At 43.7% G+C, this 24,760-nt stretch carries 24 protein-coding genes; 19 read left to right on the top strand and 5 right to left on the bottom strand.

What is annotated here, in order from left to right; translation table 11 throughout:
* The first annotated feature begins 10 nt into the window (after positions 1 to 10).
* Positions 11 to 139, top strand: a complete 129-nt coding sequence (locus NSS75_RS15955; protein WP_339233832.1) for a hypothetical protein — start codon at positions 11 to 13, stop codon at positions 137 to 139.
* Between the two features lie 22 nt (positions 140 to 161).
* On the opposite strand, the gene rpsD is transcribed toward NSS75_RS15955, so the two are convergent.
* Positions 162 to 764 (bottom strand): 30S ribosomal protein S4, encoded by a 603-nt coding sequence (gene rpsD, locus NSS75_RS15950; protein WP_024122504.1) that lies wholly within the window; start codon positions 762 to 764, stop codon positions 162 to 164.
* A gap of 294 nt (positions 765 to 1,058) precedes the next feature.
* Here rpsD and NSS75_RS15945 point away from each other — a divergent pair, with 294 nt between their 5' ends.
* Positions 1,059 to 2,801, top strand: a complete 1,743-nt coding sequence (locus tag NSS75_RS15945; RefSeq protein ID WP_339233828.1) for a diguanylate cyclase — start codon at positions 1,059 to 1,061, stop codon at positions 2,799 to 2,801.
* A 44-nt stretch (positions 2,802 to 2,845) separates the two neighbouring features.
* On the opposite strand, the gene NSS75_RS15940 is transcribed toward NSS75_RS15945, so the two are convergent.
* Positions 2,846 to 3,334: a GAF domain-containing protein gene (locus tag NSS75_RS15940; protein WP_024122502.1), complete on the bottom strand. Its 489-nt coding sequence runs from the start codon at positions 3,332 to 3,334 to the stop codon at positions 2,846 to 2,848.
* A 129-nt stretch (positions 3,335 to 3,463) separates the two neighbouring features.
* On the opposite strand from NSS75_RS15940, the gene refZ reads away from it, so the two are divergent.
* Positions 3,464 to 4,099 carry a transcriptional regulator RefZ gene (refZ, locus tag NSS75_RS15935; RefSeq protein ID WP_010335311.1) on the top strand — a complete coding sequence of 212 codons (636 nt, stop codon included), beginning with the start codon at positions 3,464 to 3,466 and terminating at the stop codon, positions 4,097 to 4,099.
* On the opposite strand, the gene hisJ is transcribed toward refZ, so the two are convergent.
* Positions 4,083 to 4,889, bottom strand: a complete 807-nt coding sequence (gene hisJ, locus NSS75_RS15930; protein ID WP_213417832.1) for a histidinol-phosphatase HisJ — start codon at positions 4,887 to 4,889, stop codon at positions 4,083 to 4,085. The genes refZ and hisJ overlap by 17 nt on opposite strands.
* A gap of 196 nt (positions 4,890 to 5,085) precedes the next feature.
* Between hisJ and ezrA the strand changes: the two genes are divergently transcribed.
* Positions 5,086 to 6,774, top strand: a complete 1,689-nt coding sequence (ezrA, locus tag NSS75_RS15925; RefSeq protein ID WP_044153843.1) for a septation ring formation regulator EzrA — start codon at positions 5,086 to 5,088, stop codon at positions 6,772 to 6,774.
* Between the two features lie 89 nt (positions 6,775 to 6,863).
* On the opposite strand, the gene brnQ is transcribed toward ezrA, so the two are convergent.
* Positions 6,864 to 8,204: a branched-chain amino acid transport system II carrier protein gene (brnQ, locus tag NSS75_RS15920; protein WP_095714206.1), complete on the bottom strand. Its 1,341-nt coding sequence runs from the start codon at positions 8,202 to 8,204 to the stop codon at positions 6,864 to 6,866.
* Between the two features lie 192 nt (positions 8,205 to 8,396).
* Between brnQ and NSS75_RS15915 the strand changes: the two genes are divergently transcribed.
* From NSS75_RS15915 to NSS75_RS15895, 5 genes are all read left to right on the top strand, one after another.
* Entirely contained in the window at positions 8,397 to 9,542 is a 1,146-nt protein-coding gene (locus NSS75_RS15915) for a cysteine desulfurase family protein (RefSeq protein ID WP_229146490.1), read from the top strand.
* A gap of 3 nt (positions 9,543 to 9,545) precedes the next feature.
* The gene (gene thiI / locus NSS75_RS15910; RefSeq protein ID WP_339233819.1) at positions 9,546 to 10,751 is read left to right on the top strand and encodes a tRNA uracil 4-sulfurtransferase ThiI; all 1,206 of its coding nucleotides are present in this window, start codon (positions 9,546 to 9,548) and stop codon (positions 10,749 to 10,751) included.
* Positions 10,752 to 10,843: 92 nt separating this feature from the next.
* A complete protein-coding gene (gene sspA / locus NSS75_RS15905) occupies positions 10,844 to 11,053 on the top strand; it encodes an alpha type acid-soluble spore protein SspA (RefSeq protein ID WP_014114778.1) in 210 nt (69 codons plus the stop codon).
* A 177-nt stretch (positions 11,054 to 11,230) separates the two neighbouring features.
* A complete protein-coding gene (locus tag NSS75_RS15900) occupies positions 11,231 to 12,820 on the top strand; it encodes an acyl--CoA ligase (protein WP_105990208.1) in 1,590 nt (529 codons plus the stop codon).
* A 19-nt stretch (positions 12,821 to 12,839) separates the two neighbouring features.
* Positions 12,840 to 14,432: an amidohydrolase gene (locus NSS75_RS15895; RefSeq protein ID WP_339233813.1), complete on the top strand. Its 1,593-nt coding sequence runs from the start codon at positions 12,840 to 12,842 to the stop codon at positions 14,430 to 14,432.
* Positions 14,433 to 14,467: 35 nt separating this feature from the next.
* Here NSS75_RS15895 and NSS75_RS15890 read toward each other — a convergent pair whose 3' ends face one another.
* Positions 14,468 to 15,271, bottom strand: a complete 804-nt coding sequence (locus tag NSS75_RS15890; protein ID WP_024122495.1) for an NAD kinase — start codon at positions 15,269 to 15,271, stop codon at positions 14,468 to 14,470.
* Between the two features lie 184 nt (positions 15,272 to 15,455).
* Between NSS75_RS15890 and sppA the strand changes: the two genes are divergently transcribed.
* The 10 genes from sppA (at position 15,456) to argH (ending at position 24,743) form a co-directional block, all read left to right on the top strand.
* Positions 15,456 to 16,463: a signal peptide peptidase SppA gene (gene sppA / locus NSS75_RS15885; RefSeq protein WP_095714210.1), complete on the top strand. Its 1,008-nt coding sequence runs from the start codon at positions 15,456 to 15,458 to the stop codon at positions 16,461 to 16,463.
* A gap of 12 nt (positions 16,464 to 16,475) precedes the next feature.
* The gene (locus NSS75_RS15880; RefSeq protein ID WP_268497904.1) at positions 16,476 to 16,970 is read left to right on the top strand and encodes an RDD family protein; all 495 of its coding nucleotides are present in this window, start codon (positions 16,476 to 16,478) and stop codon (positions 16,968 to 16,970) included.
* A 76-nt stretch (positions 16,971 to 17,046) separates the two neighbouring features.
* Positions 17,047 to 17,727 (top strand): DUF2953 domain-containing protein, encoded by a 681-nt coding sequence (locus NSS75_RS15875; RefSeq protein WP_024122492.1) that lies wholly within the window; start codon positions 17,047 to 17,049, stop codon positions 17,725 to 17,727.
* 13 nt (positions 17,728 to 17,740) lie between these two features.
* Entirely contained in the window at positions 17,741 to 18,196 is a 456-nt protein-coding gene (gene ytfJ, locus NSS75_RS15870) for a GerW family sporulation protein (RefSeq protein WP_024122491.1), read from the top strand.
* A gap of 108 nt (positions 18,197 to 18,304) precedes the next feature.
* Entirely contained in the window at positions 18,305 to 18,808 is a 504-nt protein-coding gene (tpx, locus tag NSS75_RS15865; protein WP_024122490.1) for a thiol peroxidase, read from the top strand.
* A 61-nt stretch (positions 18,809 to 18,869) separates the two neighbouring features.
* A complete protein-coding gene (locus tag NSS75_RS15860; protein WP_198098538.1) occupies positions 18,870 to 19,856 on the top strand; it encodes a class I SAM-dependent methyltransferase in 987 nt (328 codons plus the stop codon).
* A gap of 347 nt (positions 19,857 to 20,203) precedes the next feature.
* Positions 20,204 to 21,391 carry an acetate kinase gene (locus NSS75_RS15855; RefSeq protein ID WP_024122488.1) on the top strand — a complete coding sequence of 396 codons (1,188 nt, stop codon included), beginning with the start codon at positions 20,204 to 20,206 and terminating at the stop codon, positions 21,389 to 21,391.
* A gap of 77 nt (positions 21,392 to 21,468) precedes the next feature.
* Positions 21,469 to 21,981: a molybdenum cofactor biosynthesis protein B gene (locus tag NSS75_RS15850; protein ID WP_198098537.1), complete on the top strand. Its 513-nt coding sequence runs from the start codon at positions 21,469 to 21,471 to the stop codon at positions 21,979 to 21,981.
* Between the two features lie 168 nt (positions 21,982 to 22,149).
* Positions 22,150 to 23,361: an argininosuccinate synthase gene (locus tag NSS75_RS15845; protein ID WP_024122485.1), complete on the top strand. Its 1,212-nt coding sequence runs from the start codon at positions 22,150 to 22,152 to the stop codon at positions 23,359 to 23,361.
* Positions 23,358 to 24,743, top strand: a complete 1,386-nt coding sequence (argH, locus tag NSS75_RS15840; RefSeq protein ID WP_095714214.1) for an argininosuccinate lyase — start codon at positions 23,358 to 23,360, stop codon at positions 24,741 to 24,743. The genes NSS75_RS15845 and argH overlap by 4 nt, the downstream gene beginning before the upstream one ends.
* The last annotated feature ends 17 nt before the right edge of the window (positions 24,744 to 24,760 follow it).

Genomic DNA, 24,760 nt, shown 5'->3' with positions numbered 1-24,760 from the left:
AGAGCTCACCGTGAATCTCATGTGTACGATCGCCAAAGAAAGATTACAGCGGGATTATTGGGAGCAGCAGACCAGAGAAAGTGTTGTCCAGCAGGAAACGGTAGAAGAATTAGACGAAAAAAAACCCCCGACCGCATAGCGGCAGGGGGTTTTTTAAACGATTAACGAGAGTAGAACTCAACGATAAGCGCTTCGTTAATTTCCGGAGCAAGTTCAGAACGCTCTGGAAGACGAGTGAATGTACCTTCAAGCTTTTCAGCGTCGAAAGTAAGGTATTCAGGAACGAAGTTGTTTACTTCAACAGATTCTTTGATGATAGAAAGGTTTCTTGATTTTTCGCGAACACCGATTGTTTGACCAGCTTTTACTTGGTAAGACGGGATGTCAACGCGGCTTCCGTCTACAGTAATGTGGCCGTGGTTAACCAATTGGCGAGCTTGACGGCGAGTACGCGCTAAACCTAGCTTGTACACAACGTTATCAAGACGAGAATCTAAAAGAATCATGAAGTTTTCGCCGTGTTTACCAGTCATTTTTGCAGCTTTGTCAAACAATGTACGGAATTGACGTTCGTTTACACCGTACATGTGACGAAGCTTTTGCTTTTCTTGCAATTGCAAACCGTATTCTGATAATTTTTTACGTTGTCCTGGGCCGTGTGGACCTGGAGCGTAAGGGCGTTTTTCTAATTCTTTTCCTGTTCCGCTAAGAGAGATTCCTAGACGGCGGGACAGTTTCCAAGATGGACCTGTATAGCGAGCCATAATGTGACTCCTCCTTTGGTTTTAATTTTGTGGAAAATAAAAACCGTCTGTTCTATTCGACCATGGACATTTTGTTTTCATGTATCCTCGCTCCAGCAGCAGAGAGTTACACGATACACCTTACTGATAAGGAACAAAATGAAAACATAGAAGCTGAACAAAAAGGCTGCAATATTTCACACAAAGGTCATTATATAATTTATTTGTTTTGAAGTCAACCATTCATCCATTATCGCTTTGCTGTTTATGATATAATAAACAAAAATTAGTGGTAAACTTTTTAGGTGATAAAACATGATAGAACAAACAAAAGATCAATTACCCGCCTTTCGTTATCATATGCTCGATTTTTTATTAACCAAATCTGTAAAGGTCTCATTCACCGACTCTCTTTTATGGCTGACATCGGCTATTCAAACATATTTTCCATCACTTTGCGTATCCCTTTTACCGTCTCCATCTTATCACATGGCACAAATGGCAGAGGATGAAGTGCATTTTTCTGCATCGAAAATAAATGCCTCATTTTATGTTATCGAGGATCATGTCTCCGGCAGGAGCTTTCATTTAACATGCAGGCAGGACGGAGTGTTTCCGGAAGAGCTTCCGGATTTGATTTCTTCTTTTTTGAATCAGTCAATGAAACAGGAAAGACTTTATATCAAAACAATCTATCAAAAAAAGATATACAAGATGACAGAACTGTTCCATTCGCTGCTCGACCAGACGGAAGTGTTGAAGAAGCTTCTTGAAAGCTTACACACCACGTTTCCCCTGTTTCAATTTTCTCTGTTTATTTCTCATGATCAGGACCAATGTATAGGTGTTCCTGCAAAGGAACTGTATATGGAAGGGGAAGATGCCGATTCCTTTGCGCTTAAAGTCTATCTATCCGGGAACATTTTGCGGAAAAATGAAACGGTCGCTTACATTCCAATTAAAGGGCAGCAGGGAACGTACGGCGTTCTGATGGCAGGTGGGGCGGGAGACAGTCCTCTTACCGACGTGTACCTTGATGAAATGTCACTGATAGCAAATGCGGCGGGAAAGGCGTTTGAAAATGCCCAGCTCTATGAACAATCCAAAACAAGTATTGCAAACTTGGAATTAATTAATGAAACATCGCGCCGTCTCAACCAGCGGCTGACGCTGACGGATACGATGAACGATCTTGCTGTGAGAATGGCTGAATCATTTCATGCTGAAGAAGTGGGTTTTTTCCATATTGACCATTTTGAACATCAGACACTGCTTCCCGGGAGCACAGCATTTTTTAAAGAAACGAAGTCGTCTGATATATATAATGAAATAAAAGAAAAACTGTACGAAGGAGAGAATGGCGTTTTTATCGGAAATGGACAGTCTGTGTTTGGAAAAGCCGGATACGGTTCACTTATGGCTGTTCCGATGATGGAGAATGACCAGCTCCTGGGATTTGCCGTTTTGCTGAAAAAGGAAATGTACGCTTTTACATTTGAAATGTACAAGCTGTTCCAAGCGCTGATTCATCACGCAACGTTGGCTGTGACCAATTCGATGCTTCGCGACCGCCTTGAGCATCTTGTGAAAACGGATCAGCTGACAGAGCTGTATTCAAGAGTCTATTTAGATGAAAAAATCCAATACAGCATGAAAATTCATCAAAAAGGCGTTTTTATTCTTGTTGATATTGATAATTTTAAAAATGTAAATGATACGTACGGACATCAGACAGGGGACGAGATTTTAATACAGGTCGCTTCCGTTATCAAAAGCAATATCCGAAAGCATGATGTCGGCGCCCGCTGGGGGGGCGAGGAGCTGGCGGTTTACCTTCCGAATGTGACGGTTGCTGTCGGGAAACGGATTACCGAAAGGCTTGTTTGTGCGGTGAGAAAAAGTACGAAGCCTGAGGTGACGATTTCATGCGGAATCTCCTGCTGGGACTCAGAATCGAAAAAATCCTTGAAGGAGCTTGTTCACGAGGCCGACGAAGCGCTTTACACCGCGAAACGCAGCGGGAAAAACCGTTTGATGATTCACGAGTCGATAAAATGAAAAAAGCCCAAAACGCTACATGTTTTGGGCTTTTGCTGTATGCTCTACACTAAAGCTTTTTCAAGGATTTCTGCAAATTGTGTAAGATACTTTTCATCGATCTCATCAAATCGGTTTTTGACAGGGCTGTCAATGTCCAAAACGCCGACTAGGTTTCCGTCTACATGAATCGGAAGCACAATTTCTGATTGAGATGCTGCATCACAGGCGATATGTCCCGGAAATGCGTTTACATCCGCAACTCGCTCTGCTTTTCCGTTTGCATATGCTGTTCCGCAAACGCCTTTGCCGAAAGGAATACGGACACATGCCGGCAGACCTTGAAATGGCCCTAACACAAGCTGTCCTTCCCCTTCTTTAGCAAAATAGAAACCGGCCCAGTTGACCTCAGGCAATGAATGATAAAGCAGTGCTGACGCATTTGCGTAGTTTGCAATTTGGTCTGTTTCGTCTTCTGTTATGGCTTCGAGCTGTTTGAGCAGAAGCTGATAGTCTTTTTCTTTATCTCCAGATTGTTGTTCGACATGAAACATGGAAAACCCTCACTTTTTCTATAATATAAAACAAAATCCCGGCTTTTCTGCCGGCATTTGTCGATAAGTTCTTACAGGAACAGCCGGTCTCCGCCTTGAATTTGTAACAAGAGGAAGGAGTGAGCCGGTATGAAAGTAAGCACCAAAGACAAAATTATTGAATCTGCTGTCATGCTCTTTAACCAAAAAGGATTTTCTGGCACATCTGTCCGTGAAATTGCAAAGTCAGCTGATGTAAATGTTGCGCACATCTCCTACTATTTTAAAGGCAAAGGAGGTTTGATGGAACACTTAGTTTCAGAGTTTTACGAAGGCTACAATAAAACACTTGAAACAGCGGCAGGCAACATCTCTTTTCAAAGCACGCAGGAACAGCTTCTCCAATTGGTTTTCGATATTTTATCCTATCAGCATAACAATCGTCAATTAACTCGGTTTGTCTACCGGGAAGTCACCATTGATTCGACTTTAATAAGGGAAATAATGTCGACGTACCTGATGAAGGAAAAGTATATCTTCCAGCTGATTATTGAGGAAGGAGAAAAACAGCGAGAACATTTAACGCTGCCGCTGCCTCATTTTATTCTTCAATTAAAATCTCTCTTGATGATGCCCTATCTCCAGCCTCAATATATTTCAGAAGTGCTCTATATGCAGCCGCACGAGCCGTACTTTTATAAAATGTATTTTGAAGAAATCAAGATTTGGATCAGAAGCGTATTCCGGACAGGAGACATGCGGTCACAAATTAGCGCAGTTCAGTAAATTTCTCATACGCGTATCCGACATCACCCGCTTGATGGGCATCAGACCCGAATACAAGCGGGATGTTTTTTTGCTTCGCCGCCTCAATCATCCAATCCTCCAGATAAATATCCCCCGCGTATGTTTTTCTCAGACCTGATGTATTAAAGTCGAGCTCCATTCCGTTTTCCTTGACAGCGTTCAGGCACTCAGAAGCAAGTCTGTGAATATGATCGGACATTTTATAAGGAAACAGCCTGATGAATTTTTTAACGAGTGTGATGTGACCGACTCTTTTTGGCTTATAGGCGCCGAGAGATGCTACAATAGAAGAATAAATGCTGCGGTAATACAGTTCATATACAGCTTCGATGCTTCCGCACTCTGAGATCAGCTTTTTAAATGTATGCTCATCATAGTCGAGGCACAGATAAGACGAGCCTGTGCGCAAAAAATGAACGGATAAGATGCTGTCATCTAAAAATGGGCCGTATGTATTCAGAAACGATTTGATTTCATCTTCGTATTCAGCAATATAATCGACCTCAAGCCCGGTCCGTATGTCAAGCTGTCCGCGATATTCTTTTTTTAATCCGGAAATTTCATTAATGTAGCGTTCCAAAGAGGCTTGCGCCATCGCGCTGTCTTTTTGCGGTGTCGGATCGGTAAAAGAGGGAGGCAAAGGAGCGTGCTCTGTAAACGTAATTGATTGAAAGCCTTTTTTTATCGCTTCCTCCGCATATTGTCTGAGTGTGTCTGTTGTGCCGTGAGGGCAAAATGGTGTGTGAATATGTCCGTCTCGCTTTAGCATTGGTGTCACCCCGTGAAAAAATAGTCAAATCCTGCCGATTTTGCACAAAAAGTTTTTGATTTCTGCTCAAAAAATGTTGGTTACATGGTATCATAATAACAATGAAAACGACAGTTTTTCTCAATACATATCCTGAAATCTTTCTGAATAAATAAAACACCCTGACAGATTAAGGTTAACAGCAAGGGGGCTCATTATGGAGTTTGTCATTGGATTATTAATTGTACTGCTCGCGCTGTTTGCGGCGGGCTACTTTTTCAGGAAAAAAATCTACACGGAAATTGATCGTTTGGAATCTTGGAAGATTGAAATTCTCAATCGATCGATAGTGGAAGAAATGTCCAAAATTAAACATTTGAAAATGACGGGGCAGACAGAAGAGTTCTTTGAGAAATGGCGTGAAGAATGGGATGAGATTGTCACTGCCCATATGCCGAAAGTTGAAGAGCTCCTTTATGATGCCGAAGAATGCGCGGACAAATACCGGTTTAAAAAAGCCAATCAAGTGCTCGTTCATATCGACGATCTCCTGACAGCGGCGGAATCGAACATTGAAAAGATACTCCGGGAAATCAGCAATCTCGTCACAAGTGAAGAAAAGAGCCGCGAAGAGATTGAACAGGTAAGAGAACGCTACTCAAAGTCCCGAAAAAACCTGCTGGCATACAGCCACCTTTACGGAGAGCTTTATGACAGCCTTGAAGCAGATCTTGACGAGATTTGGAGCGGGATCAAACAGTTTGAAGAAGAGACAGAGGGCGGGAACTATATTACTGCAAGAAAAGTTCTCCTTGAGCAGGACCGCAATCTAGAACGGCTTCAGTCGTACATAGATGATGTGCCGAAACTGTTAGCCGACTGCAAGCAGACGCTGCCGGGCCAGATTGCAAAGCTCAAAGACGGATATCGCGAAATGAAAGAGAAAGGGTATAAGCTTGAGCATATCCAGATTGATAAGGAGCTGGAAAATCTGTCAAATCAGCTGAAACGGGCAGAACATGTTTTGATGACTGAGCTGGATATTGATGAAGCATCTGCCATACTGCAGCTCATAGACGAAAATATTCAATCTGTTTACCAGCAGCTCGAGGGTGAAGTTGAAGCAGGCCAATCTGTGTTAAGCAAAATGCCTGAGCTGATCATTGCTTACGATAAGCTGAAAGAAGAGAAGGAGCAGACAAAGGCGGAAACTGAACTGGTGAAGGAAAGCTACAGACTGACAGCTGGTGAGCTAGGCAAACAGCAGGCCTTTGAAAAGCGCATTGATGAAGTCGGCAAGCTGCTTGCGTCAGTAAAAGATAAGCTGGATGCAGAGCATGTCGCCTACTCTCTTTTAGTTGAAGAGGTCGCATCAATTGAGAAGCAGATTGAAGAAGTGAAAAAAGACCATACGGATTACCGTGAAAAGCTGCAGGCTCTTAGAAAAGAAGAACTGCAGGCGAGAGAGACACTTGGCAATCTGAAAAAAACAATTTCTGAAACAGCAAGACTGCTGAAGACAAGCAACATCCCGGGCATCCCGAGTCATATTCAAGAGATGCTGGAAAACGCGCATCATCACATTCAAGAAACGGTCAATCAATTAAACGAAATTCCTTTAAATATGGAAGAGGCCGGAGCCCATCTGAAACAAGCGGAAGATATCGTGAACAGGGCAAGCCGGGAATCAGAGGAACTGGTAGAGCAGGTTATGCTGATTGAAAAAATCATTCAGTTCGGAAACCGATTCAGAAGCCAGAACCATATTTTATCTGAACAGCTGAAAGAAGCGGAAAGACGGTTTTACGCTTATGATTATGAAGAATCCTATGAAATTGCGGCTGCAGCTGTAGAGAAAGCTGCGCCAGGTGCTGTGAAAAAAATAAAAGCAGATTTATCCGCTTAAATTCAGATCGTAAAAAAGAGCCCGCAGTTTATGAGCGGGCTCTTTTTTATTAAAAAAACGCCTGCGCAGTAACGCAGGCGACCATAACATTAACTTATTTCTTTAAGCTGCTGTTTGGATGTACCGATGAAAAAGGTAAGAATATAGCCGATAATGGCGGCGATGATTCCAGGAATCACCCAGCCGATGCCAAGGCTGTATAGCGGCAGATTGTCATTTAAAAACGTATTTAGAGCTCCGAGCGAAAAGCCGGCTGCTTTTATTCCGTCTAAAATACTGAATAATCCTGTACCGATTAAGCATGCAATGTAAACTTCACGTCTTTCTTTAAAGAGCTTATCAATAAATGAAAGAACGATAATGACAATGGCAAGCGGATAAATAGCTGATAAAATAGGAACTGAAAAAGCGATAATTTGAGCAAGCCCGAAATTAGAAATCATCAGGCTGAATAAAGTGACGATGGTAACGACAACTTTATATGATAACGCAGGGATAAGCTTTGAAAAATATGTGCCGCAAGAAGTGACAAGCCCAACGCTTGTGGTTAAACACGCGACTGTGATAGCTGATCCAAGTACGATATTTCCTAATGAACCGAATAAATAATGGGACGATGCTGATAAAATTTTAGCTCCTTCACCAACAGGCCCGATTGCGTTTGTGCTTGTTGCACCTAGGTAGGCCAGAGAAACATAAATGAATGTGAGCCCTAATGCAGCAATTATTCCGGCTTTAATACAAGCTGCCGCAAGAGCTTTTGATTGTGTAACGCCTCTGCTTTTCACAGCATTTACAACGACAACACCAAATACGATTGAAGCAAGCGCGTCCATTGTTTTGTAGCCTTCCAAAAATCCTTTAAATACCGGTGTTCCTTTATATGCTTCCGTTACTGCACCTAAACCGCCCATTGGCGTGATAATCGCTTTGAGAACAATCACTAAAATAATTGTGAATTTAATTGGAGTGAGAATTTTTCCGATTCGATCCACGACTTTGGTTGGGTTTAGCGCTAAATAGTAAGTAATGCCGAAAAAGATGAGTGTAAAAATTAATAAAGACAGTCTTTCAGGAACGCCAGCCAGAAACGGAACTGCACCAATTTCATAAGAAACGGTTCCTGTTCTCGGGATGGCGAATAATGGTCCGATTGATAAATAAAGCACAACAGTAAATACTGTACCGAATGCAGGGTGAGCTTTATCAGCAAGTCCTTTAGCATCCTTGCCGGTTAATGCGATAGCGATAATTCCGAGAAGAGGCAGACCTACCCCGGTCAGTAAAAATCCGCCGATGGCTTTCCAGACATTGTGTCCGGCTGCTTGTCCAAGTTCCGGCGGATAAATCATATTTCCTGCTCCAAAGAATAGCGCAAATAGCATGAAACCAATAATAATGGTATCTTTGACAGGCAGTGAGTGTTTCATGAAAATCCTCCTAATAATTATGTTAAAATATTCTGTCAATTAATTGTCAGATAATATGACGAAACGAACAAATCTTATTATATGGTAAAAAATTTAGAAGTCAATACTAGCTTTTTGTAATTTTCTATTAAATTTTGTTATGGTAACATAAATATCATACCTTGTACCGCTTTCATAAAGGAGTAAAAAAAGATGATATATTTAGATAATAGTTCAACGACCAAACCTTATCATGAAGTCTTGAACGTTTATGAACAGACTAGCAGCCGATATTTTGGCAATCCTTCATCTTTGCACCGATATGGAGCCGAAACGGAACAGCTGCTTCAGGCAGCCAAAAATCAAATAAAAAGAGCCTTGGGCCTAAAGAATTATGATATTGTATTTACGTCAGGTGCTACAGAAGCTAATAATGTGGCTTTAAAAGGAGCCGCTTTGTCAAAGATAAAAACAGGCAAACATATCATTGCCACTTCTATCGAACATCCGTCCGTTACTGAATCTTTGGAGCAGCTGACAGAGCTATTCGGGTTTGAAGTAACTTATCTTTCAGTAAATGAAGATGGATTTGTGTCCATTAAGGAACTGAAAGATGCGATTCGGCCGGATACCGTGCTTGTCAGCATGATGCATGTGAACAATGAAGTTGGCTCCGTGCAGCCGATTGAAGAGGCTGGAGAAGTGCTGAAGCAGTATCCGAACATTCTGTTTCACGTCGATTATGTGCAAGGCATCTTTAAAGTTCCCTTGGCGATCGAGAATGCCGGCATTGATCTTTGTTCCATATCCGGCCATAAATTCCACGGACTGAAGGGGACAGGTGCACTTTTTGTAAAGGAAGGAACGCGTCTTATCCCGCTGATAACAGGCGGTACTCAGCAAAAAGGCATACGTGCAGGAACCGAGCATACAGCAGGTGCGGTTTCACTAGCCAAAGCCATCAATCTTGCGGCTGATGATTATCATCATCACCTTGAAAGAATGGTGGCCGCAAAGGAATTGTTTATGAAAAAGCTGAGTGATTCAGACGGTGTTGTCTTAAATACTCCTCAAAGCAATAGCGCCCCGCATATCATTAATTTTTCTGTGCCGGGCATAAAAGCGGAGGTGCTTTTGCACATGCTGGAGGAAAAGGATATATTCGTCTCAACGACATCAGCCTGCTCGGCAAAGGAACATAAACCGAGCAAAGTCCTGTTACAGATGGGCAAGGGAGAGCAGATCGCCGGAAGCAGCATCAGAATCAGCTTAAACTACAGCCAGACAAGCGATGTGACAGAGCCATTTATGAACGCGCTTGTGCCTGGCATCAAAAAACTAAAAAAAATGATGAGGTAGAACATGAATTACGATCATATATTAATTCGTTTTGGGGAGATATCAACCAAAGGAAAAAACAGAAAAAGCTTTATTGAACGTTTAAAGCAAAACGTCAGGCTTGTCCTGAAAGACTATCCGACATTAAAATACTTTTCTAATCGGGATCGTATGACAATAACATTAAATGGAGTGGATCCTGAGGCTCTTTTTCCTCACTTGAAACAGGTGTTTGGCATTCAAAGCTTCAGTCTGGCCATTAAGTGTGAGAGCCGCCTTGACGATATTAAGACAACTGCCCTGCAGGCGATCAAGGATCAATATCAGCCTGGTGATACGTTTAAAGTCGCGACAAAGAGAGCGTATAAACAGTTTGAATTAGATACGAATGAAATGAACGCTGAAATCGGCGGCCATATATTGCGAAATACAGAAGGGCTGACAGTTGATGTCCGCAATCCAGACATTCCGCTCAGAATTGAAATCAGGGAGGAAGCAACCTTTTTGACGATTCGCAATGAAAAAGGAGCCGGCGGACTTCCTGTCGGTTCAGCAGGGAAAGCGATGCTGATGCTTTCCGGCGGTTTTGACAGCCCGGTAGCCGGTTTTTACGCAATGAAAAGAGGACTGTCAGTAGAATCTGTCCATTTCTTCAGCCCGCCATACACAAGCGAACGTGCGAAACAAAAAGTGATGGACTTAGCGAAGTGTCTGTCTCGCTTCGGAGGAAGCATGACGCTTCATATCGTCCCGTTTACAAAGACGCAAGAGCTGATCCAAAAACAAATTCCTGAAAACTATACGATGACGGCAACCCGCCGCTTAATGCTTCAAATTGCCGACAGAATCAGAGAAAAAAGAAACGGGCTCGCGATTATTACGGGGGAAAGCCTCGGACAGGTAGCGAGCCAGACGCTTGAAAGCATGTACGCGATTAATGCGGTTACGTCTACACCGATTCTGCGTCCGTTAATCGCTATGGATAAAACAGAAATCATCGAAATATCACGGGAAATCGGCACATACGAAACAAGCATCCAGCCATTTGAAGATTGCTGCACGATCTTTACGCCGCCAAGCCCGAAAACACGCCCGAAAAAAGAAAAAATCGAACACTTTGAGAGCTTTGTGGATTTTGAACCGCTGATTCAAGAGGCGGTTGATCACATTGAAACAATGACATTATATAGCGAACAAGAAGCAAACGACAAATTCGCAGAACTCTTTTAACTAAGAGCCGGCTCCTGTATACAATTACCAAAGATTTTCTGTATGAAGCCATGTGTTTTAACACATTCTATACTCACAAGGAGGTGAGACACATGGCTAACAATAACTCAGGTAACAGCAACAACCTTTTAGTACCAGGAGCTGCTCAAGCTATCGACCAAATGAAATTGGAAATCGCTTCTGAATTCGGTGTAAACCTTGGAGCAGAAACAACTTCTCGCGCTAACGGTTCTGTTGGAGGAGAGATCACAAAACGTCTTGTATCTTTTGCTCAACAAAACATGGGCGGAGGACAATTCTAATTTACAATTTCACATAATGGCTTAGGAGTGGGGTTTTTCCCCACTCTTTTTCGTTTTTTTATAAAAAAGGACCAGCGGCCTATAAAAACCGATGTTTATGGAGCTTGTTTTTAGGCATATCCTTACGGAAACGGCATGTATTTATGTATAATGGGTGGAGAAAGTGAGGAGTTGTTCGTGTTGAAACGAGAAGATTTAATTGCCCCAATGGAATACAATTTAGTTAATGAAATCGAAAAGTTCAGTGCAACTGGACAAAAAACCGCCCTATTATGGGAGGATGAATCGGGCAAACAAAAATCATGGTCGTATGAAAAGCTTATGGAAGAAACAAATAAAATCGGTGCGGCTCTGGCTGATCTTGGATTTAAAAAGGGAGATAAACTGATTGTAATGGTGCCGCGTGTGCTCGAAGCCTATGCCGTTTATCTGGCTATCCTGAAATCGGGAATGGTCGTTATTCCTTGTTCTGAAATGCTTCGTGCGAAAGATCTTGAATACCGGATTGAACATGCCGAAGTGAAAGGCGCCATTGTTTATTCTGCTTTTATTGGCGCTTTCCGTGATGTCAGTACTGCAGACCGCCTGATTAAACTGTCGATTGGTGAAAATGATGCCGGATGGAAAAATCTATTAACGATTGATGCGGATGGAAGCCGTTTTCAAACTGCTGATACAACAAGAGAAGACATGGCGTTCTTGTCTTATACTTCCGGAACAACGGGACAGCCGAAAGGTGTTGTACATACACATGGATGGGCATTTGCTCATTTAAAAACATCTGCCGGTGCATGGCTTGATATTTCTGAACAGGATACCGTATGGGCGACTGCTGCGCCAGGCTGGCAAAAATGGGTGTGGAGTCCGCTATTGGCGGTACTCGGAAGCGGAGCAACAGGTTTTGTGTATCAAGGCAGATTCAAAGCTGAAAAATATTTAGAGCTTTTAAACCGCTACAAAATCAATGTTTTCTGCTGTACGCCGACGGAATACCGTTTAATGGCAAAGGTCGAAGGCTTAGATAGCTACGATCTTTCAGCCCTGCACAGCGCTGTTTCAGCCGGTGAGCCGCTCAACCGCGAAGTGATTGACGTGTTCCAAAAGCATTTCGGCGTCAAGGTCAGAGACGGATACGGCCAAACAGAAAGCACGCTTTTAGTCGGTGTCTTAAAGGATATGGACATTAAACCGGGAAGCATGGGAAAACCGACACCGGGAAATCAGGTGGAGATCATCAATGAAGACGGTGAAATCTGCAAAACTGGTGAGGTTGGTGATATCGCTGTTCACCTCAGCACCCCGGCGCTCTTTAAAGAATATTTTAAAGATCCGGACAGAATGAAAACACAAATTCGCGGCGATTATTTCCTAACAGGAGACAGAGCAAGAAAAGATGAGGATGGTTACTTCTGGTTTGAAAGCCGGAATGACGATATCATTATCAGCTCCGGCTACACGATCGGGCCATTCGAAGTGGAAGATGCGCTCGTGAAGCACCCTGAAGTCAAAGAATGTGCTGTTGTCGCAAGCCCTGATGAAATAAGAGGCTCCATCGTTAAAGCATACGTTGTCCTGCAAGATCACGAAAAACGCAGTGATGAGCTTGTCAAAGTTCTGCAAAATCATGTGAAGACCATTACGGCTCCATACAAATATCCAAGAGAGATTGAATTTGTCGAAAGCCTGCCGAAAACGGCTTCTGCAAAAATCAGACGAGTGGAATTAAGAAAACGTGAAGAACAGCTCAAAGCCAATAAAAAGGCGTAAAGAAAGAGAGTGAACGTGAATGAAGGCGATATGGCACGGCGGTTTCATTTATACGATGCTCGAAGAAGGCCACCAAACGGAGGCTGTTTATGTTGAGGATGGTGTCATAAAAGGCACCGGCAGCTATGAGAGTCTGAAGAAGAAATACAGTTCACCGGAAACAAAAGACATCAGTTTGAACGGAGCAGTCATGTTTCCAGGATTTGTGGACAGCCATTTGCATTTGATCGGGCACGGAGAAAAACAGCTCCAGCTTGATCTGTCTTCGTTTACATCTAAAGAAGCTGTGCTGCAGGCTGCGAAGGCAAGAGAAGAGAGCCTGTCTGAAGACGATTGGCTCATTGGAGAGGGCTGGAATGAAAATCAATTCCAGAAGCCGGCTTATTTGACGAAGCATGACCTTGATCCTTTATTCCCGGACAGGCCCGTCCTGCTCAAGCGGGTATGCAGGCATGCAATAGCGGTCAATTCTGCGGCGCTGCAAGCCGCGGGAATTTCAAAAGCCACTCCTGATCCCGATGGCGGAGTGATTGGCAGAGATGCAGATGGCGAGCCGACTGGGCTTCTGTTTGATAAGGCGCAGGATCTGGTCCTGCAAGCCGTTCCGCCTGTATCTCAGCACTATGTTGATCAGGCGCTTACAGCGGCCATTCAGGATTGCTGGACAAAAGGCCTGACAGGCGGCCATTCGGAAGATTTGTCTTATTATGGCGATGTGTCCGTTCCGATGAATGCTTATGAGACGGCTGCGGCAAGCGGAAAGTATCCGTTTCGCTGTCATTTGCTCGTTCATCATGAAGCGGTTGATCGGTGGGAGCAAATGAAGAAGCCGTCTGGCCCGTACGTTGAATTCGGTGCGATGAAACTATTTTCTGATGGAGCGCTTGGCGGGAGAACAGCTTTGTTAAAAGAACCGTATCATGACGATCCTTCCACAAACGGTGTTCAAGTCCATGATGATGAAACACTCAGCCGCCTCGTTCAAAAAGCGAGAGAGAAAGGAATGGAGGTTGCCGTTCATGCCATTGGCGACCTTGCCTTTGAAAAAGTGCTGCAGGCTGTCGAGCAGCATCCGCCAAAAAGCGGCCGGCATGATCGCTTGATCCATGCGCAGGTGCTGAATGATGAGCTGATTGAAAAAGCAGCACGCATGCCGATTGCTCTTGATCTTCAGCCTCATTTTGTCGCCAGTGATTTTCCATGGGTGATTGACCGTCTTGGAGAAGACCGTATGAAAACAGCTTTTGCTTGGAAAACACTGATCTCTAAAGGCATTTTATGTGCAGGGGGTTCTGATGCTCCGATTGAGCCTGTTGAGCCGCTTCTCGGCATCCAGTCTGCGGTGCTCCGGACAAGCATCCGCGAACAGAACGGTCCGAGCTATAACGAAAGCGAGTGTTTAACAGTATATGAAGCTATCAGGCTTTATACAGCAGGAAGTGCTGAGATCATTTACAAAGAGCAGACACGGGGGAAAATAGCCGAAGGGTATGACGCGGATTTTACCGTTCTCAGTGAAGATCCGTTTACAATTGACCCGAAACAGCTTCATCTTTTAAAGATAGAAAAAACCGTTATCAACGGTCAGATTGTATATGAGAATCAACAGTAAAAAGGACAGGCGAATAGCCTGTCCTTTTCTTTTTTCTATAAAAATGTCCGTTTTACTTTCTCCCAAAATGAATTGTCCTTTAGTTTCACGGTTTTTATTTTTTTATCAGACAGCTTGATTTCAATCGTTTTCACGTTTCTTGTGCTGAGTGCTTCATTGTCCAAACCGATAATCGGGTGTTCATTTCCGGCTTGCACCACACGAAGCGTCAGCTTTCGTTCAGAGCTGAGGACAAACGGAGAGCCTAGCGTGCGGTAGGTATTATTGTTAAGCGAAGCAAGCTCCGTCACCTGCATGCAGGGTAGCAGCGGATCAACGACAGCTCCGGCCACAGACTTATTATAAGCTGTGCTGCCTGTAGGCGTGGAAATAATCATCCCGTCTCCTCTGAACGTTTCGAAGTGCAGATCGTCAATCAGCACATCCATCACAAAGGTTTTAATTATGCTCGAACGAATGGAAACTTCGTTTAAACAATGAAAAGGACTGGTCTGATCCACTGTCACTTCAATCAGCGGATATTTTCTGACCTCAATTTGTTCAAACGTCATCGCATCCACCATTTTTTCATGCTCATCACTATTAAAATCACAGTATAAATGAGCTTTCCCCTTTTTGGTGATGCCGACGTATAAGCAGTCGTCACGGAAATTCGTCTTTCTGACCGCCTGCAAAAATGTACCGTCTCCGCCTACACTGGCAATAATATTGGCGTCAGAAGGCTGATTGACAACAGTAAATCCGTTCTCTTCAGCCAATTGTGTTAAGGAGCTGACTTGTTTGTTTGTTTCCTGGTCCTGTTTGTGAAAAAAATAAACATTACGGCGATGATCGGTCATATCCCATTTCCCCTTTGCTGTCATATTTAAGTTTTTCTGCCATCCAGTATTTGTGATAAAATACCTTTGGTCATAAGTGTACCACGTTTGCCGGCGGCCCGTTAAGCCGGAGCTTTCTCATCAATGAAACATTTTTTCATTTGAATCGTATAATGAGAGAGTTTGGGAAAAAGGAGGAGAAAAAATGAATGCAAAAAGATGGATCGCATTAGTGATCGCCCTTGGAATTTTTGGCGTGTCCATCATCGTCAGTATCTCAATGAGTTTCTTTGAAAGTGTCAAGGGTGCTCAAACAGACCTTACATCACTGACAGATGAATCCCAGGAAGTGACACTTGAAAACGGAAGCCTTTCCAGCAAAATCGCCGTTTTGGAGGTCAGCGGCACCATTCAGGATAATGGTGATTCAAGCAGTCTGCTCGGTTCAGACGGGTATAACCACCGAACATTCTTAAAAAATCTTGAGCAGGCAAAAGAGGATGATGCGGTTAAAGGGATCGTACTCAAGGTAAACTCTCCGGGAGGCGGAGTGTATGAAAGTGCCGAAATACATAAAAAACTGGAAGAAGTAAAAAAAGAATCAAAAAAACCAATCTATGTGTCAATGGGGTCGATGGCAGCTTCCGGAGGTTATTATATCTCAACAGCTGCCGATAAAATTTTTGCGACACCGGAAACCCTGACAGGATCTCTTGGGGTTATCATGGAGAGCGTGAATTACTCAAAGCTGGCTGATAAGCTCGGCATCTCTTTTGAGACCATTAAAAGCGGGGCTCACAAGGACATTATGTCTCCTTCCCGTGAGATGACAAAAGAAGAAAAAAATATCATGCAATCTATGGTTGATAACTCCTATGAAGGCTTTGTCGATGTCATTTCGGAAGGCCGCGGCATATCGAAAGCGGAAGTAAAGAAAATCGCGGACGGACGCGTGTATGACGGGCGGCAGGCGAAAAAACTGAATCTTGTGGATGAACTCGGATTTTATGATGATACAATTGCGGCCATGAAAAAGGATCATAAAAACTTGAAAAACGCTTCTGTCGTCTCTTACGAGGAAAGCTTCGGATTAGGCTCTCTGTTTACCATGGGAGCGAACAAAATGTTTAAAAGTGAAATTGATTTTCTGAATATGAGAGAAGTTCTTTCACAATCCGGTTCGCCGAGAATGATGTATCTCTATGCGAAGTAGGAGGGATCAATAATGGATGCGACATATGAAGAGTTAGAGCGCAGCGACATCGCAGGCCCGGATCAAGCGGAACAGCTCACACACGCATATGCGGGCTTTTGGGTCCGTTTTTGGGCTTTCCTGCTTGATTGGCTCGTTGTGTGGGGGTTAAACCATTTAATCGTTTCTCCCATCTTTACTTTACTGGATCTGCCGAAAACATCCGACATGTTCACCATCTCAGCGTACAGCATCACAACGCTTTTCGTTTATCTGGCATACTTTGCGCTGATGACCAAATACTTCAGACAAACGCTCGGAAAAATGGTGTTCGGCCTTAAAGTAATTTCTGTCAAGCAGGGCCATAAGCTGACATGGAGCACTGTGATTTTCCGTGAAGTGGTCGGGCGGTATATTGATAAAATTTGGATTTTATATATCATCGTCGCTTTTTCTCCTAAAAAACAGGGGATTCACGATTACATTGCTGATACAACTGTGGTGCACGAAAAATTATATCGTAAATAACAGCTAAACCCGGACCCTGTCCGGGTTTATTTTTTGCTGAATGGGCGATAATGCTTCCTAGAGGAAGTGAAAGAATATGGTATATGTGCTGTCAGCCATTCTTATTCTTATAGGTATCGTGCTGCTTCTCAGAATGAAAATTCATGTTGCCGCGGAGTATCTTCATGCTGAGGATAATGACAAAATAACTTTGAAAATTACAACGCTGTTTGGCCTGGTTCGGATTAAAAAAACAATTCCGGCGATTAAGGTGAACAAAGATGACGGAACAGTCGATATCAGACAGAACACAAAATCGAAAGTGAAAAAAAGCAGCAGCAAGAAAAAAATTACGTTTGATGATGTGCAGCAAAGCATCAATAAAATTGAAATGCTTCTGCATCATGTCACTAAGTTAAGGAAAATCAGCGCCTCTTTTATAGCGCATTTGCATATCACAAAACTCGAATGGATCACAGTTGTCGGGGTTCATGACGCAGCAGTGACAGGTGTGTTAACGGGTGCCGTATGGGGAGTCAAAGGCGGTATCGCAGCTATGCTTCATGACCATTTAGACTTTGTGAACAAGCCTGTTTATGAAGTGATTCCATCGTTTCAAGTCCCTGTTTCCAAGACCCATTTTCAGTGTATATTCTTTTTTCGCTTTGGACATGCTATGCTTGCAGCTTTCAAATTCGTCAAATACGGACGGGAGCTTTCTGTATTAAAGAAAAATCCGTCGGCTCGAATGACTTCAAAGAATGATTCATCAGTTTAAGGAGGAAGCGTATATGGCAGACCATCCCATCCAAGGTTTAATGAAAACCGCAATGGAAAACTTGAAGGAAATGATTGATGTTAACACAATCATCGGGGATCCGGTTGAAACACCGGATGGAAGCGTGATTTTAACCGTTTCTAAAGTCGGATTCGGATTCGCCGCAGGCGGCAGCGAGTTTGGCGGCAAGCCGGCTGAGAAAAAATCGGAAGACGATGAAACAAGAGAACAAAAACTGCCCTTCGGAGGCGGAAGCGGAGGCGGTGTGTCCATTACGCCGATCGCGTTTTTAATTGTCGGTTCGACTGGCATCAGAATGCTTCATTTAGATGAAAATACACATTTGATTGAGAAAATTCTAGACGCAGCCCCTCAAACACTGGAACGCATACAGCAAATGTTTAAGAAAAATAACAAGAATCAAAACCAAGGCCAAAATCAAAACCAAATGAACAATATGAATTATTAAAGAAGGGTTAACTGCGGCGGCCGCAGTTAACTTTTTTTGGCATAAACTTTGCAGTTTGCAAGAAACTTTACTATGATAGAAACATACATACGAAAGGGAGGAATTATAATGGCTGAAATTACATTTAAAGGCGGTCCGGTTACGCTTGTCGGACAAGAAGTGAAAGTAGGGGATCAAGCTCCTGATTTCACAGTGCTGACAAACAGCCTTGAAGAAAAATCGTTAGCTGACATGAAAGGAAAAGTAACGATTATTTCTGTTATCCCTTCAATTGACACAGGCGTTTGCGATGCACAAACCCGCCGCTTTAACGAAGAGGCTGCAAAGCTTGGAGATGTCAACATTTACACAATCAGTGCGGACCTTCCATTTGCACAGGCGCGCTGGTGCGGAGCAAACGGAATTGACAAAGTAGAAACTCTGTCAGACCACAAAGACATGTCATTTGGCGAAGCGTTCGGTGTATACATAAAAGAACTTCGTCTGCTTGCGCGTTCCGTATTTGTGCTTGATGAGAACGGAAAAGTTGTTTACGCTGAATATGTAAGCGAAGCAACGAACCACCCGAATTATGAAGAGCCGATTGAGGCTGCCAAGGCATTATTGAAGTAAGCAGGTGAAAAAAGCTCCAGGCTGCCGCCGGAGCTTTTTTCATGGCAAGGAGGAACACATTATGCAAAACGATCATGTAGGTGCGGTATACGGGCTGCTGGATGATGCCGCAATCATCATAAAAAATGAATTGCAGATTTCATATATAGAAGCGCTTGCCGAAGCGGGAGAAATGTATTTTCTTGAAAAAACGGATCAGCTGAAGCTGCCGAATGAGAAGGCTGAAAAGCTTCAAGCACTGCTTGAAAAAGCCGAATTTGACACATATGAGCACGAGTGGGTGCGCAAAGCATTCCAGCTTGCCGTCCTAAAGGGATTAAAGGATATATCCCATCCAAACAGACAAATGACACCAGACACAATCGGGCTTTTTATCAGTTATCTGGTAAATAAGTTTATGGCAGGAAAAAAGGAGTTAACGCTTCTTGATCCGGCTGTCGGAACGGGAAATCTTCTGTTCACCGTGTTAAACCAGCTGTCTGAAAATACGGCGAAAAGCTATGGCATAGAGATAGATGACGTGCTCTTGAAAATCGCCTATGACCAGGCGAACCTTCTGAAAAAAGAGCTGGAACTGTTCCACCAGGACAGCCTCGAGCCACTGTTTATCGATCCGGTTGACACAGTGATATGCGATCTGCCGGTTGGCTATTATCCGAATGACGAAGGGGCAAAAGCCTTTCAACTGAAAGCGGATGAAGGCCATTCCTTCGCCCATCATTTGTTTATTGAGCAAAGCGTCAAGCATACGAAACCGGGCGGCTACCTGTTCTTTATGATCCCGAATCATTTGTTTGAAAGCTCTCAAAGCGACAAGCTGAAGCAGTTTTTCAAGGACAAGGTTCATATCAATGCACTATTGCAGCTGCCGAAATCAATTTTTAAAGACGAAGCCCATGCCAAAAGTATCCTTGTGCTTCAGAAAACAGATGAAGAGACGAAAGCGCCGAACCAAATTCTGCTTGCGAATCTGCCGTCTTTCTCCAACCAGAAGGCGATGCTCGACATGATGGCGCAAATAGATGCGTGGTTTACTAAGGAAAAATAGAAAATGAAAAAACAGTTTGAGCGTCCGTCATATGAGGAAGCTTAAGCTGTTTTTTTGTATGAACATCTGGGGGCAGATAAACGAATTGAATAGGGTTTCAAAACACAAAATACGAAAGGAGAAACTGCAGAATGTAAGCGTTAATCAATGTTAAGCGCAAAGGTAATGTGTCTGAAAATAACGACTTCTTATTGTAAGCGTTATCAATACACAAGTTGACTTGAAAAGCCGACATGACAATGTTTAAATGGAAAAGTCAGATATTTTTCGGGAGAAAATGATGATTCACCCGGGAAAAAAGTACGAAAAACGAAGATGTTGATACAGAGTAAAAAGGAGCGTCAATCATGTCCAAAATTATTGCAATTAACGCAGGAAGCTCGTCTTTGAAATTTCAGCTTTTCGAAATGCCTTCAGAAACCGTTTTAACGAAGGGCTTAGTTGAACGAATCGGTATCGCCGACAGTGTGTTCACGATTTCTGTAAACGGCGAAAAAAATACAGAAGTAACTGATATACCTGATCATGCGGTAGCGGTTAAAATGCTGCTTAATAAGCTGACAGAATTCGGCATTATCAAAGATTTAAATGAAATTGACGGAATTGGACACCGCGTGGTACACGGCGGAGAAAAATTCAGCGATTCCGTTTTATTAACGGACGAAACAATTCAGGAGATTGAAGATATTTCTGAATTGGCGCCGCTGCACAACCCGGCAAATATCGTCGGAATTAAAGCCTTCAAAGAAGTGCTTCCAAATGTCCCTGCGGTTGCTGTTTTTGATACGGCATTCCATCAGACAATGCCTGAGCAGTCTTACCTGTACAGCCTGCCATACGAATACTATGAAAAATTCGGTATCCGTAAATACGGCTTCCACGGCACTTCTCATAAATATGTGACTGAGCGTGCGGCAGAGCTTCTCGGCCGTCCGTTGAAAGATTTACGCCTGATTTCCTGCCACCTTGGCAATGGCGCAAGTATTGCAGCTGTTGAAGGCGGAAAATCAATTGATACATCTATGGGCTTCACGCCGCTTGCCGGTGTTGCAATGGGTACACGCTCTGGAAACATCGACCCTGCCCTTATCCCATACATTATGGAGAAAACAGGCCAGACAGCTGACGAAGTACTGAATACATTAAACAAAAAAAGCGGACTGCTTGGCATCTCCGGTTTCTCAAGCGATCTTCGTGACATCGTTGAAGCAACGAAACAAGGAAATGAGCGCGCGGAAACTGCGCTTGAAGTCTTTGCGAGCCGCATCCACAAATACATCGGTTCTTACGCTGCCAGAATGAGCGGTGTGGATGCGATTATCTTTACTGCCGGTATCGGTGAAAACAGCGTAGAAGTCAGAGAACGCGTTCTTCGCGGCCTGGAATTTATGGGTGTATACTGGGATCCTGCGCTTAATAACGTACGCGGTGAGGAAGCGTTCATCAGCTACCCTCATTCTCCAGTAAAAGTTATGATCATTCCGACTGATGAGGAAGTCATGATTGCACGAGACGTTGTTCGTTTAGCTAAATAATGCAAAAAGCACATTCTCTTGAATGTGCTTTTTTGTTGAAGCATGATAAAGGTAGAAAAAAACAAAGAGGTGAGCCAATGAGCGTTCAAGAGCATAAACAAGAAGCACCCGATATTGTCCGGTGCAAAGTGATTACTGTCAGTGATACGAGAACGGAAGAAACGGATAAAAGCGGCAGGCTGATGATCTCATTTTTAGAAGAAGCAGGCCATCAGATCGCTGCATATGAAATTGTAAAAGACGAAAAGGATGCCCTGCAGCGGTCTGTCTTAGCGGGATGCATGGATGATCAGACGGACGCGGTCCTTTTAAACGGCGGGACGGGTATTGCAAAGAGGGACGTCACCATTGAAGCCATTACGCCGTTGTTTTCTAAAGAGCTGCCCGGCTTTGGAGAAATATTCAGGATGCTCAGTTATACAGAAGACATCGGCTCCAGTGCGATCATGTCGAGAGCCACAGCCGGCGTTATCCAACACACAGCCATTTTTTCAACGCCAGGCTCCAGCGGTGCGGTAAAGCTGGCGATGAATAAGCTGATTATTCCGGAGATCGCCCATGTGGTCAGAGAAATCAGAAAAGACAAGTAAATGAATAAATACTACGAAACTTCACCTGGAAAAATGGGTGAAGTTTTTTTAATAAAAGTCTTGAAAAAAAGGAACTTACTTGTTAAAGTGTATACATACAAAATGTATTTTTATTAAATATAATTTATTTTTATACAAAAGAAACAGGGTTGAGAGGAGATTTTTATCATGGCAGAACAGAAAAAAGTCGTATTAGCATACTCAGGGGGTCTCGATACTTCCGTCGCGATAAAATGGCTTCAAGAGCAAGGGTATAATGTCATCGCCTGCTGTCTGGATGTCGGCGAAGGCAAGGACCTGGCGTTTGTTCAGCAAAAAGCGCTTGAAGTCGGCGCAACAAATTCTTACGTGATCGATGCAAAAGAAGAATTCGCCCAGGATTACGCGCTGTTATCTTTGCAGGCTCACACGATGTATGAAGGGAAATATCCGCTCGTGTCCGCATTGTCTCGACCGCTTATTGCAAAAAAATTAGTCGAGATCGCAGAAAAAGAAGAGGCGCAGGCAATTGCGCACGGATGCACAGGGAAAGGAAATGACCAGGTGCGTTTTGAGGTATCAATTAAATCATTGAATCCTGACCTTGAAGTCATCGCTCCGGTTCGGGAATGGCAATGGTCTCGTGAAGAAGAAATTGAATATGCGGCAAGCCGCGGCATTCCGATTCCGATTAATCTTGACAGCCCATATTCCATTGATCAAAACCTTTGGGGACGCGCAAATGAGTGCGGCATTTTAGAAGATCCGTGGGCTGCTCCGCCAGAAGGAGCATACGACCTTACAGCGCCGCTGGAAAAAACACCGGATACACCGGAAGTGATAGAAATCGCATTTGAACAAGGCGTGCCTGTATCCATCGACGGCGTCTCTTACTCACTTTCTGAATTAATTTTAAAACTGAACGAAATTGCAGGCGCGCATGGTGTCGGACGTATCGACCACGTGGAAAACCGCCTTGTCGGCATTAAATCCCGTGAAGTATACGAATGTCCGGGTGCGATGACGCTTATCAAAGCACACAAAGAACTGGAAGATTTGACATTAGTGAAAGAGGTCGCGCACTTTAAACCGGCCATCGAACAAAAGCTGTCAGAAATCATTTACAACGGCTTATGGTTCTCACCTTTAAAAGACGCGCTGCACGCTTTCTTAAAAGAAACGCAAAAACACGTTACAGGCATCGTTCGCGTGAAGCTGTTTAAAGGCCATGCGATTGTAGAGGGGCGTAAATCAGAATACTCTCTATATGATGAAAAACTTGCAACATATACAAAAGACGATGCGTTTGATCACCATGCGGCAATCGGATTTATCGAGCTTTGGGGACTTCCGACAAAAGTGAACAGCATCGTGAAAAAGAAGGAGCAGATTAAAGCATGAAGAAGCTTTGGGGAGGCCGATTCCAAAAAACACCGGAAAAATGGGTCGACGAATTCGGCGCGTCCATATCATTTGACCAACATTTAGTGACCGAAGACATTACAGGGTCTCTCGCACATGCTGCCATGCTGAAAAAATGCGGTATCCTGACAGAAGAAGAAGAGCTGAAAATCCGTGAGGGACTGAATGCCCTTTTGCAAAAAGCAGAAGACGGGGCATTAGAGTTCTCAGTTGATTATGAAGATATTCATTTGAACATTGAGAAAATGCTGATTGACGAAATCGGCCCTGTCGGCGGCAAGCTGCATACCGGAAGAAGCCGGAATGACCAGGTGGCAACTGACATGCATTTATACCTGAAAAACCATGTCGCTCACATTATCGAGCTGCTAGAGGCATTCCAAGGCGCGCTTATTGATAAGGCAGAAGCAAATATTGAAACCATTCTGCCGGGCTACACTCATCTTCAGCGCGCCCAGCCGATTTCATTCGCTCACCATCTGCTTGCGTATTTCTGGATGCTGGAGCGCGACAAGGAACGTTTTCAGGATTCAATGAAGCGGATCAACAAATCTCCGCTCGGATGCGGAGCGCTCGCGGGTACCACCTTCCCGATCGATCGTGAGTATTCAGCAGAGCTGCTCGGCTTTGATTCCATTTATGAAAACAGCCTCGACGGCGTCAGCGACAGAGATTTCATTTTGGAATTTTTAAGCAACAGCAGCATGCTGATGATGCACCTTTCCCGTTTCTCTGAAGAAATCATTCTGTGGTGCTCGCAGGAGTTTAAATTCATTGAGCTAGACGATACGTACGCAACGGGAAGCAGCATGATGCCGCAGAAGAAAAATCCGGATATGGCTGAGCTGATCCGCGGCAAAACAGGGCGCGTGTACGGTGACATGATGGGGCTGTTTACGATCATGAAAGGCCTTCCGCTCGCTTATAACAAAGACCTGCAGGAAGACAAAGAAGGCATGTTTGACACGGTGAAAACGGTCGAAGGCAGCCTGCAAATCTTCACAGGCATGATTCAAACAATGACTGTTAACAAAGACGTCATGAAGCAAGCGACAAAACAAGATTTTTCAAATGCGACGGAACTGGCTGATTATTTAGCGAAGAAAGGAATGCCATTCAGAGAAGCGCACGAAGTGGTCGGAAAGCTTGTGTACACATGCATCGAAAAAGGAATCTATTTAAGCGACATGCCGTTTGACGATTTTCAGAAGGCGAGCGATCTCTTCGAAGAAGATATTTACACTGTTTTGGATCCTTATCATGCGGTCGAAAAAAGAATGAGCGCAGGAGGCACGGGCTTCAAACAGGTTGAGGAGGCGCTCGTAAAGGCGAAAGCTTGCGTGGCTGCCGGAGTTTGTTAAAATTTCCTTCATAAAAT

The sequence above is a fragment of the Bacillus sp. FSL K6-1012 genome (genome assembly GCF_037964915.1).
GTDB lineage: Bacteria > Bacillota > Bacilli > Bacillales > Bacillaceae > Bacillus > Bacillus halotolerans.
Note: the sequence above shows the minus strand (reverse complement) of the source record. Positions and strands in the feature narration are given on the sequence as shown.